8 protein-coding genes and 1 pseudogene are annotated in these 11339 nt (G+C 66.3%); 8 read left to right on the forward strand and 1 reads right to left on the reverse strand.

Features of this window, described 5'->3' with window-relative positions; translation table 11 throughout:
- Positions 1–6 precede the first annotated feature (6 nt).
- Positions 7–1260: a sarcosine oxidase subunit beta family protein gene (locus IOC69_RS07030; protein ID WP_290542833.1), complete on the reverse strand. Its 1254-nt coding sequence runs from the start codon at positions 1258–1260 to the stop codon at positions 7–9.
- 160 nt (positions 1261–1420) lie between these two features.
- Between IOC69_RS07030 and ccmI the strand changes: the two genes are divergently transcribed.
- The 8 genes and pseudogenes from ccmI to IOC69_RS07070 form a co-directional block, all read left to right on the forward strand.
- Entirely contained in the window at positions 1421–2515 is a 1095-nt protein-coding gene (gene ccmI, locus IOC69_RS07035; protein WP_290542834.1) for a c-type cytochrome biogenesis protein CcmI, read from the forward strand.
- On the forward strand, positions 2512–2970 hold the full coding sequence (gene ccmE / locus IOC69_RS07040) for a cytochrome c maturation protein CcmE (protein ID WP_290542835.1): 459 nt from the start codon (positions 2512–2514) through the stop codon (positions 2968–2970). The genes ccmI and ccmE overlap by 4 nt, the downstream gene beginning before the upstream one ends.
- Positions 2967–4952, forward strand: a complete 1986-nt coding sequence (locus IOC69_RS07045) for a heme lyase CcmF/NrfE family subunit (RefSeq protein WP_290542836.1) — start codon at positions 2967–2969, stop codon at positions 4950–4952. Before ccmE ends, IOC69_RS07045 begins: the two co-directional genes overlap by 4 nt.
- Positions 4949–5395: a cytochrome c-type biogenesis protein gene (locus IOC69_RS07050; protein WP_290542837.1), complete on the forward strand. Its 447-nt coding sequence runs from the start codon at positions 4949–4951 to the stop codon at positions 5393–5395. The genes IOC69_RS07045 and IOC69_RS07050 overlap by 4 nt, the downstream gene beginning before the upstream one ends.
- Before the next feature lie 119 nt (positions 5396–5514).
- Positions 5515–6999: a Do family serine endopeptidase gene (locus IOC69_RS07055; protein WP_290542838.1), complete on the forward strand. Its 1485-nt coding sequence runs from the start codon at positions 5515–5517 to the stop codon at positions 6997–6999.
- 198 nt (positions 7000–7197) lie between these two features.
- Positions 7198–7872, forward strand: coding sequence for a response regulator transcription factor (locus IOC69_RS07060; protein ID WP_290542842.1), 675 nt, complete (start codon positions 7198–7200; stop codon positions 7870–7872).
- A 13-nt stretch (positions 7873–7885) separates the two neighbouring features.
- The gene (locus IOC69_RS07065; protein WP_290542839.1) at positions 7886–9265 is read left to right on the forward strand and encodes a HAMP domain-containing sensor histidine kinase; all 1380 of its coding nucleotides are present in this window, start codon (positions 7886–7888) and stop codon (positions 9263–9265) included.
- A gap of 304 nt (positions 9266–9569) precedes the next feature.
- Positions 9570–11339 (forward strand): annotated as a pseudogene (locus IOC69_RS07070) (hypothetical protein); the annotation flags it as partial.

The following is an 11339-nucleotide window of genomic DNA, read 5'->3' on the forward strand; positions in this document are numbered from 1 at the left end:
ATACTCCTAATGGGCGACCGCGGCGGCGACGGATTCGTCGATCAGGCGGCCCTCCTCAAAGCGGTTGAGGCCGAAGGGTTCGGCGATGGGGTGGGGGCGGTCATTGGCGATGGTGTCGGCGAAGACCCAGCCGGACCCCGGAATGGCCTTGAAGCCGCCCGTGCCCCAGCCGCAGTTGACGTAGAGCCCCTCGACCGGCGTCCTGGAGATGATCGGCGAGCGGTCGCCCGTCATGTCGACGATGCCGCCCCACATGCGCAGCATGCGCAGGCGCGAGATGATGGGGAAGGTTTCGACGAGCGCGGCCACCGTGTGCTCAAGCGCCGGGAAGGAGCCGCGCTGCGAGTAGTTGTTGTAAGGGTCGGTGCCGCCGCCGATCACAAGCTCGCCCTTGTCGGACTGGCTCATGTAGCCGTGCACGGTGTTGGCCATCACCACGCAGTCGATGACCGGCTTGATCGGCTCGGAGACCAGCGCCTGCAGGCACTGGCTTTCGATCGGCATGCGCACGCCCGCCATGTCCATGATGGTGGAGACATGCCCGGCGGTGACGACGCCGATCTTCCTGGTCCTGATGACGCCCCTGGTGGTCTCGAGGCCTGCGGCTTGCGAACCCTCGCGCTGGATGCCGGTCACTTCGCAGTTCTGGATGATGTCGACGCCCATGGCGTCCGCCCCGCGGGCATAGCCCCAGGCCACCGCGTCATGCCGGCCGGTGCCGCCGCGCGGCTGATAATAGGCGCCGAGAATGGGGTAGCGGCAATTGGGATCGTCATTGATGATGGGCACGATCTCCTTCACCTCCTGCGGCGTCACCATGCGGCAGTCCAGCCCGGCGAGGCGGTTGGCATGGGCGGTGCGCTGGAAAGCGCGGAACTCGTGCTGCGTCTGGCACAGCATCAGCACGCCGCGCGGGCTGAACATGACGTTGTAGTTCAGCTCCTGCGACAGGTCCTCGTAGAGGGACCGGGCGAGCTCATAGATGGCGATCGAGGGGTCCTGGAGGTAGTTGGACCGGATGATGGTGGTGTTGCGCCCGGTGTTGCCGCCGCCCAGCCAGCCCTTCTCGACCACCGCGATGTTGGTCATCTTGTGGTTCTTGGCGAGGTAATAGGCGGTCGCCAGGCCATGGCCGCCGGCCCCCACGATGACGGCGTCATATTCCTTTTTCGGGGCGGGTGAGCGCCAGGCCCTTTCCCAATCCTTGTGATAGTTCATCGCGTTGCGCGCGAGCGAAAAGACGGAGTAGCGCGGCTTCATGGTGAATCCCTTGCAACTGGGGCGGTTTCTAACGCAACCCAAAGGGCAGCACCAAGGTTTTTCCGACGCCAGGGTGCTGCCGTGCGACAATGCGACCGGCAATTGCCCATGACGGATGAATTGCATTAATGGGGTCCAAGGGAATATCTCATGGACCACCATGATCTGGATCGTCTTTGCCGCCATGACCGCGGCCGTCATCGGCGCGCTGCTGTGGCCGGCGGTCACGTCCAGGCCTGCGGAAACGCGGGCCGAGCGCGCGGCCTATGACCGCGCGGTGTTCCGGGACCAGCTGGCCGAGCTCGAGCGCGACGTCGCGCGCGGCGTCATCGGCCAGGCCGAGGCCGATGCGGCGCGCAACGAGATTTCCCGCCGGCTGATTGCGGCGGCGGGCGAGGTGCGGGCGAAGACGGCACCGGGCTTTGCCTCCGCCGCCATTGCCGCAACCCTGATCGTGCCGGCGGTGGCGCTGCCGCTCTACCTTATGGCCGGCAACCCGCTGCTCCCCGACGTGCCCCATGCCTGGCGCATGGAAAATGCCGAGAACAACGGTGACATGCCTGCGCTGATCCAAAAGGTGGAGCAGCACCTCGAGAAGGAACCGGACGACCTGCAGGGCTGGCAGATCCTGGCGCCCCTCTACCGCCGGGACCAGCGCTGGGACGATGCGGCGGAGGCCTATCGCAACATCCTGCGCCTGCAGCCCCCCGATGCCGCGAACATTTCGGACTATGCCGAAGCCCGGGTGATGGCGAACCAGGGCATGGTGGCGGCTCCGGCGCAGGCGCTGTTCAGGCAGGCCCTGAAGCTGGACCCCACATTCCCCAAGGCGCGGTTCTACGATGCCCTCGCGCTCAAGCAGCAGGGCAAGGCCGATGAAGCCAGGGCCGCCTTCGAGGCCTTCCTGAAGGATACCCCGGCCGATGCGCCGTGGCGGCCCATGCTCCTGGCCGAGATGCAGGACATGAGTGCCAAGCCGCCGGCGCTTGACCAGCAGACCATGGCCGACGCCTCCCAGATGAGCGGCGCGGACCAGCAGGCGATGATCCGCGGCATGGTCGACGGGCTCGAACAGAAACTCGCCGCAAATCCGGATAATCTTGAAGGCTGGCTGCGGCTGATCCGCGCCCGGGCCGTGCTGGGCGAGGCCGGCAAGGCCAAGGCCGCGTATGATAGGGCCAAGGGCCAGTTCGCATCGAACCCGGACGCGCTGTCGCAGATCGACGGGCTGGCGAAGGAGATGAACGTAGAATGACGCGCAAACAGAAGCGCCTGTCCCTCATTCTCGGCGGCCTGGCCGTTCTGGGTCTCGCCGCGGGGCTGGTGCTCTATGCGCTCTCCGGCGCCATCACCTTCTTCCACACGCCAAGCGATTTGGCCGACACCCATGTGCAGGTGGGCCAGCGCATCCGGCTCGGCGGCATGGTGGAGCAGGGCAGCGTCACGAAAGGCCCCGGCACGGTGACGAGCTTCGCCGTCACCGATACGCTCAAGACCGTGACGGTGAGCTATGACGGCATCCTGCCCGACCTGTTCCGCGAGGGGCAGGGCGTGGTGACGGAAGGCAAGATGCAGCCCGATGGCAGCTTCGTGGCCGACACGGTGCTGGCCAAGCATGACGAGAACTACATGCCGCGGGAACTCGCCGAAAGCCTGAAGGCCAAGGGCGTGACGCTGGGCAAGATCGCGGATGAGGGAACACCGCAATGAACTCCATTGCCGAAATCGGACATTTCGCGCTGATCCTTGCCGTCGGCGTGGCGCTTTACCAGTTCGCGGTGCCGCTGATGGGCGCCCAGCGCGGCGACGTGGCGGCGATGCGGGCGGGGATTTCCGCGGCCCTCCTGCAGTTCGTCCTCATCGCCATCTCCTTTGCGGCGCTGACGCATGCCTATGTGATCTCCGATTTCTCGGTGCTGAACGTCGTCGAGAATTCGCACTCGGCGAAACCGCTGCTCTACAGGATCAGCGGGGTTTGGGGGAACCACGAGGGCTCCATGCTGCTGTGGGTGCTGATCCTTGCGCTCTATGGCGCGGCGGTGGCCGTGTTCGGCGGCAACCTGCCGCTTGAACTGCGCGCCCGCGTGCTGGCGATCCAGGGCTCGGTCGGGTTCGCCTTCCTGCTGTTCATCGTGCTGGCGTCGAACCCCTTCATCCGGGTCGATCCGCCGCCGATCGAGGGGAACGGCCTGAACCCGATCCTCCAGGACCCCGCTCTCGCCTTCCATCCGCCCTTCCTCTATGCGGGCTATGTGGGCCTTTCGATCGCCTTCGCCTTTGCGGTCGCGGCGCTCATCGAGGGCCGTGTGGACGCCGCCTGGGCGCGCTGGGTGAGGCCGTGGACGCTGGTCGCCTGGATGTTCCTCACTGTGGGCATCGCCATGGGCTCGTGGTGGGCCTATTACGAGCTGGGCTGGGGCGGCTGGTGGTTCTGGGACCCGGTGGAGAACGCCAGTTTCATGCCGTGGCTGGTGGCCACCGCCCTCATCCACTCCGCCATCGTGGTCGAGAAGCGCAACGCGCTGAAGATCTGGACCGTGCTGCTCTCGATCCTTGCCTTCTCTCTCTCGCTCATGGGCGCCTTCCTCGTGCGCTCGGGCGTGCTCACCTCGGTGCACGCCTTCGCGGTTGACCCGCAGCGCGGCGCCTTCATCCTGATGATCCTGTGCGTGTTCATCGGCGGGTCCCTCTCGCTCTTCGCGTGGCGCGCGCCGCAGCTCAAGGCGGGTGGGTTGTTTGCCCCCGTGAGCCGCGAAGGGAGCCTGGTCGTCAACAACCTGCTGCTCTGCGTCGCCTGCCTCGCGGTCTTCGTGGGCACCCTCTATCCGCTGGCGCTGGAAACCCTCACGGGCGAGAAGATCTCGGTGGGCGCACCCTACTTCGATCTCACCTTCGGCCCCATCATCCTGCCTCTGCTGCTGCTCGTGCCCTTCGGCGCCTTCCTCGGCTGGAAGCGCGGCGACGTGGGGCTTGCCCTGAAGCGGCTGTGGCTGGCGCTGGCGCTCGCCCTGCTGGTGGGGGTCATCGTCCTCGCGCTCAACGTGAGGGGCCCGTGGCTCGCTCCCGTCGGCATGGCCATCGCCGCCTGGCTGGTGTTCGGCGCCATCGCCGATGTTGCCGCCAAGACCGGCCTGTTCAAGGCGCCGCTGGCAACCAGCTGGCAGCGCCTTGCGGGCCTGCCGCGCTCCGCCCTCGGCACCGCGGTGGCCCATGCCGGCCTTGGCATCCTTGTTGCCGGCGTCATCGCCATCTCGCTGTGGCGGATCGAGGTGATCGTGGCGCTCAAGCCGGGCGAGACGGCGGCCGTGGGCAAATATGCCGTGACCTTCCAGGGCGAGGGTCCGCTCACCGGCCCCAACTACACGGGCCGCACCGGCGCCTTCCTGCTGAAGCAGGGCGACCGCGAGCTCGCCACGCTGCATTCCGAGAAGCGCATCTTCAAGCCCTCGGGCATGCCCACCACGGAGGTGGGCCTGTATCAGACCTGGCACGGCGACGTTTACGTTGTGATGGGCGACGAGACGACGGGCGGGGCGCGCGCCATGCGCATGTACTATAACCCCCTGGTCAACTTCATCTGGTTCGGCGCGGCGGTGATGTTCCTCGGCGGCCTGCTGTCGATCTCCGACCGGCGCTACCGCGTTGGCGCGCCGAGGCGCGCCGCCGGCATGCAGGCGGCGCCCGCCGAATGAGGAAGCTTGCCGCCATGCTGGTCTTCCTTGCGGCCGTTTCGCCTTGCCTGGCGCTCACGCCCGACGAGCAGCTGAAGGACCCCGGGCTCGAAAAGCGCGCGCGGGCGGTTTCCGCCCAGCTTCGCTGCCTCGTTTGCCAGAACCAGTCGATCGACGATTCGGAAGCGCCCCTCGCCAGGGACCTGCGCACCCTGGTTCGCGAGCAGATCACGGCGGGCAAGACCGACGCGCAGGTGCTGGATTACATCGTCGATCGTTATGGACAGTTCGTGCTGCTGAAGCCGCGCCTCGAGCCCGAGACGCTGATTCTCTGGGGCACGCCTTTCGCCGTGCTGCTGATCGCCGGAGCGGCCATGATCGTGCGCCGCGGCCGCGGCGAAGCGGCTCCGGAAAGGCCGCTTACGGATGACGAGAAGCGCGCCCTCGAACGCGCCCTGCAATAGCCCTGGCCTCGCCGCAACACTTACCGAAGTTTCACCAGCCGGACAGGTCACCGTAAGGGGTGGCCACCTAGCTTTGTCCCATCGAAACAACCCAAGTCTATGGAGACCAGGAAATGTCCATGTCCATGAAGAACAAGACGCTCGGCGCCTTCGCTGCCGGCCTGATGGCCGCCACGGCCCTCGTCGGCGCCGTGTCGGTTCTTCCCTCCACCCAGGCGGTTGCGCAGAACCAGCTGCACGCCGCCGCCATCGACCCGTCCAGGGGCTTCGGGGAGCTCGTCGACCGCGTCATGCCGGCCGTCGTCAGCGTGCAGGTGAAGTATGCCACCGTCGCCGCCACCGACGAGGACCAGGCCAAGGGCGGCAGGAAGATGCCGAACGGCATGGAAGACTTCTTCAAGCAGTTCCCGCAGTTCCGCAACATGCCGGGCATGGGCCAGGGCGATGAGGAATCCCGTCCCAACGGCGGCATGGCGATGGGCTCCGGCTTCATCATCTCGGCTGACGGCTATGCGGTGACCAACAACCACGTCGTCAAGGACGCCGACCAAGTGTCGGTGACCATGAAGGACGGCACTGAATACAAGGCCGAGGTGATCGGCACCGATCCCAAGACCGACCTCGCGCTGATCAAGATCGACGCCAAGGACAAGACGTTCGACTACGTCGCCTTCACCAAGGACGAGCCGCGCGTCGGCGACTGGGTGATGGCCGTCGGCAACCCCTTCGGCCTCGGCGGCACGGTGACGACCGGCATCGTCTCGGCGCTGGGCCGCGACATCGGCTCTGGCCCTTACGACAACTTCATGCAGATCGACGCCGCCATCAACCGCGGCAACTCCGGCGGCCCGGCCTTCAACCTCGAGGGCGAGGTCGTGGGCATCAACACCGCGATCTTCTCTCCTTCGGGCGGTTCCGTCGGCATCGGCTTCGCCATCCCGGCGTCGACCGCGCAGAACGTGATCGAGAGCCTGAAGGCGAACGGCAAGGTCACCCGCGGCTGGCTGGGCGTCCAGATCCAGCCGGTGACGGAAGACATCGCCGAGAGCCTGGGCCTGAAAGACGCCAAGGGCGCCATCGTCGCCGACGTTACGGAAGACTCGCCCGCGCTGGCCGCCGGCGTGAAGCAGGGTGACACCATCCTGAAGATCGGCGGCAAGGATGTGAGCGACTCGCGTGATCTGTCGCGCCAGGTCGCCGGCATCAAGCCGGGCGACTCGGTGCCGCTCACCGTCATCCGCGACGGCAAGACCATCGACCTCGAGGTGAAGATCGGCACCATGCCCGACGACAGGAAGATGGCCTCCAAGAACGCCTCCAAGGACGAGGGCGACAAGTCCGTGCCGCTTGCCAATCTCGGCCTCAAGGTCGCGCCCGCCGAGGATGGCCCCGGCGTCACCGTGACGGATGTCGCCAAGGGCAGCGCCGCGGCCGACATGGGCCTCAAGGCCGGCGACACCATCCTTGAGGTGGCCGGACAGGAAGTGCACGCGCCTTCCGACGTGCGCGCCGCGCTGAAGGCCAACGACAAGAAGAAGGTCCTCATCCTGGTGAAGACCGACGAGGGCCAGCGCTTCATCGCGCTGCCCACCGCCAGGGGTTAACCCCCCGGCGGTCACGGTAGAGGGCACGCGGACAACGCCCCACCCCCCGCTCCGCGTCTCGCGTGCCTTTCCCGCGCGGAGGAGGCTGGTCCAACCCCCGGACCTCCTCCTCCGCGCCCCCCTTTTCACCGGAGATGGAACATGCAAGTAAGTGACCGCGATTCCCACGTCTGGACAGCAAACCCCGCCCCAACCGCCATGCGCATCCTTGTCATCGAAGACGACCGCGAAGCCGCCAGCTGGCTGGTGAAGGGCCTGGCCGAGGCCGGCCACATCGCCGACCACGCCGCCGACGGCGAGGAGGGCCTTGGCCTCGCGCTTGAAGCCGTGCACGACGTTTTGATCGTCGACCGCATGCTGCCGAGGATCGACGGCCTCACCATCGTCCGCAAGCTGCGCGAACACAACATCCAGACCCCGGTGCTGATCCTCTCCGCCCTGGCCGATGTGGACGAGCGGGTGAAGGGCCTGCGCGCCGGTGGCGACGACTATCTCGGCAAGCCCTATGCCTTCGCCGAGCTGATTGCCCGCGTCGAGAATCTGGGCCATCGCGCGAGGGAAACCACGCAGACGACGAAGCTCAGGGCCGCCGACCTCGAGATCGACCTGCTCACCCGCACGGTGACGCGCGCCGGCAAGCCCATTCTGCTGCAGCCAAGGGAATTCAAGCTGCTCGAATATCTGGTGCGCAACGCCGGCCACATCGTCACCCGCACCATGCTGCTGGAGAATGTGTGGGACTATCACTTCGATCCGCAGACCAACGTCATCGACGTGCACATCTCAAGGCTGCGCGCCAAGATCGACAAGGGCCATGACGAGCCCATCGTGCAGACGGTGCGCGGTGCGGGCTACATGATCCGCGACAAGTGACGCCGGAGCGCGCGTGAACGGGCGGGCGAAGCTCCTCCGCACCTCCACCTTCCGCCTGGCGGCGCTCTATCTCATTCTGTTCGCGGCCTCGGTCGGGGCGCTGCTCGGCTATGTCTATCTCAATACCGCGGTGCTGCTGCAGGAGCAGACGGACTACACCATCCAGGCCGAGGTGCAGGCGCTCTCCGACCAGTATCAGCTGAGGGGCCTGGGCGGCATTCTCGACACGGTGCGGCGCCGCAGCGCGGATGAAAAGGGTTCGGTCTATCTGCTCGCCGCACCCACCGGCCTGCGCATTGCCGGCAACCTCGACGACCTGCCCACCGTGCCCAGGAACGGCGCCCGCTGGATCGAGTTTCCCCTGCAGGTGCAGAAGGGCGCGGTGCGCGAGAACCACGTGGCGCGCGCCTTCTACACGGACCTGCCGGGCGGCTTCAAGCTGATCGTCGGGCGCGATGTGGAATCGCTCCGGCAATTCGCCAACATCATCCGGCAATCCATTTTCTATGCGCTGGCCATCGCGCTGGTTCTGGGGCTCGGCGGCGGCCTCCTCATGAGCCGCAACTTCCTGCGCCGCGTGGACGCCATCACCGATGCGAGCCGCTCCATCATGGCCGGCAACATGTCCGGCCGCATGCCCGTCTCGGGTTCGAACGACGAGCTTGACCGGCTGGCGCTGGCGCTCAACGAGATGCTCGACCGGATCGAAAGCCTGATGGGCGCCATGAAGGAAGTCTCCTCCAACGTGGCGCATGATCTGAAAACCCCCCTGACGCGCATCAAGGCCCGCGTCGAGGCCGCGCTGCGCTCCGGCAGCGAGGCCGAATACCGCGCGGCCCTCGAGAACACGGTCGATGACTCGGACCGCCTGCTTGACACCTTCAACGCGCTCCTCTCCATCGCCCGCGCCGAGGCCGGCCAGGCGCGGAGCGGCCTCGTGCCCGTCGACGTGAGCGAATTGATCGCCGACGTCGCCGAGCTTTACGAACCCATGGCGGAACAGGAGGGCGGCACGCTCACCGCCAGCGCCGCGCCGGGCCTGCAGGTGCTGGGCGACCGCCAGCTTCTGGCGCAGGCCCTGTCCAACCTGCTCGACAACGCGCTGAAATACGGCGCGCGCGACGGCGGAACCCCGCGCATCGCGCTGACCGGCGCGGCCGGGGACGGCAAGGTGGTGATCGCGGTGGCCGACCACGGCGAAGGCATCCCCGAAGCGGACCGCACCCGCGTCACCGAACGCTTCGTCCGCCTCGACCGGAGCCGCACCAAACCCGGCAACGGCCTGGGCCTCAGCCTCGTCTCCGGCGTCATGAAACTCCACAAGGGCACGCTGCTGCTGGAGGATAACGCCCCGGGGTTGAGGGCAAAGCTGGTGCTGCCGGCGGGGCGGTGAATGTATTGATGGTTTTCTTGCCGTTGACGGCGCGCGTTCATTCGGATCGCCGGGGGCCAGCGCGCCGAACCGGAGGCGGGGGGCAGGGTCGCCGTCGCATCATCAAGCCGCACCCAAAGGCGGCGCTCCTCCGCATCGAGCCCCAATTTGCCGGCGTCGCTCTGCGACATGCCGAACAACGTGCGCATGATCCAATGCATGAATCCGCGCAGTTCACCCCCCCCGCGTCGTGGCCAGGCCCGGCTTCTTGATCGATGTCCGAATTTCCGCCATGCTCTGCGGATAATCATGATGAGCCCGCATCTTGGTAAACGATACGCCATTTTCGTCGATCTCCAGCGCCACCACGGCTGCGGAATGGCTTGACAGGTGCGATAAGCACGAGGAGTGGGTTTCCGGCGGAAGCCCGATGGTGATGATTTCCTATTCGCACGGCGACCGTGTGTGGGTGGATCATGCGCAGAACTTCATCGGCGATGTCTTCCGCCATGGCGATCTGCTGTGCAGCGAAACCGGCGAACCTTACAAATTGTGGGATTTTGCCGGCAAGGGCACCGGCACCAGGCTTGGCCAGCATTTCCCGACCGAGGTGGCGCAGAAGATGTGGGAATGCCGGGCGGCGATCATCATCTTCTCCCAGTCCTATGTGAACTCGCCCTTTTGCCGGGATATCGAACTGCCATTCCTGCTGTGGCGTCGGCGCCACCATGGCACGCCGCTGTTCATCCTGCGGGTGTCTGACACCACGCGTGATCGCCGGGCCTGGCGCGTGCCTGGCGGCGAGCCGATGTTGCTGGAAGACCTGGTGGATGATCGCAATCCCGCGCTGGGCGGGGCAGGCGGTGCGGCAGCGGGCCTGACGCTGGATCAGCTTAATCCCCCGCAGCTGACGCAACGCTTCGTGGCCGTCGCCAAGGGTATTGAAGAGCAGGTCAAGGCGATTGAAAAGGCGCGGAAGGACGCGCGGGAAGCGGCGAAAGCAGCCGAGAAAGAGCAACAGGCCGAGCAGGAGCGCCTGGCACGTGAGGCGGAAGAGGCCGCCGAGGCGCAGCGGCGAGCGGCTGAACGGGAGCGCGCGGCGCGGGAAGCAGACGAAAAAGAGCGCCTGGAGGAAGAGGCGCGGAAGGCGAAGGAAGCCGAAAACGGGCCGGGGGAGACTGGCCAGACGCCGGAGGGTCCGGTGCCGGGCACTCCGGTAGTCCCGGTTGATTCGGTGACGACGGAGCCTGTTGGAGGCCCGGCAGGGCCAGTGGGCCCGTTTCCCATGGTTCCCGGCCTTGTCATTTTCATGGTTGTCGTCTCTGTGCTTGCAGGTATCGCCTATTGGAATGGGTGGATTGGCTCGAAGCCCGCAAATCCCACAGGATCTGGCGCCACCAACCAAACGGCAGCAGCCATAGTGGCTCCAAAGGCAACCGCGGATGGAAACGCAACTGGCGTCGCGTCCGCTGCCGCGGAACAAGCGGCGGCCGAGGCTGCGGCAAAAAAAGCAGTCGAGATTGCGGCAAAAACAGCAGCTGAGGCTGCGGCAATAAAAGCAGCCGAGGCCGCTGCAGCCGCGGCGGCCTGTGATCGTGCGGCCATGGCGCCTTCGGATTCCCGGGCAACCCCACAAACCCCCGGCGTTGAGTTGTCGGCGATTCCGGCCACGGCCCTGTCCGATTGCCGGCGCGCGGTGGAACTGAACCCGGACAATGTGACCCTGCTGTTCCAGCTGGGCCGCGCCCTGCAGGCGGATCAGCAATATCTCGAAGCCATGCGGACCTACCTGGCCGCCGCCGGGCGAGGCGATGTGTTGAGCAAGAACAATATTGGGTCGCTTTATTCCGATCATCCGGATGTGTTCATCGCCGCAAAGGACAGCTTTGGTTGCAGCGACAAGGCCGATTGCGACGAGAAGGCCGTGACCTGGTACGCCAAGGCCGTGACCTCCTACGCCAAGGCGGCGAAGCAGGAGCAGGCGGGCGCGCAAAACAATCTCGGCTGGATGTATGAGAAAAAGCTCGGTGTCCGGAACCGGACCGAGGAGCCCGAGCTGAACTGCACGGATGACGCGGACTGCAACGAGAAGGCC

This window comes from Aestuariivirga sp., assembly GCF_020252405.1.
GTDB lineage: Bacteria > Pseudomonadota > Alphaproteobacteria > Rhizobiales > Aestuariivirgaceae > Aestuariivirga.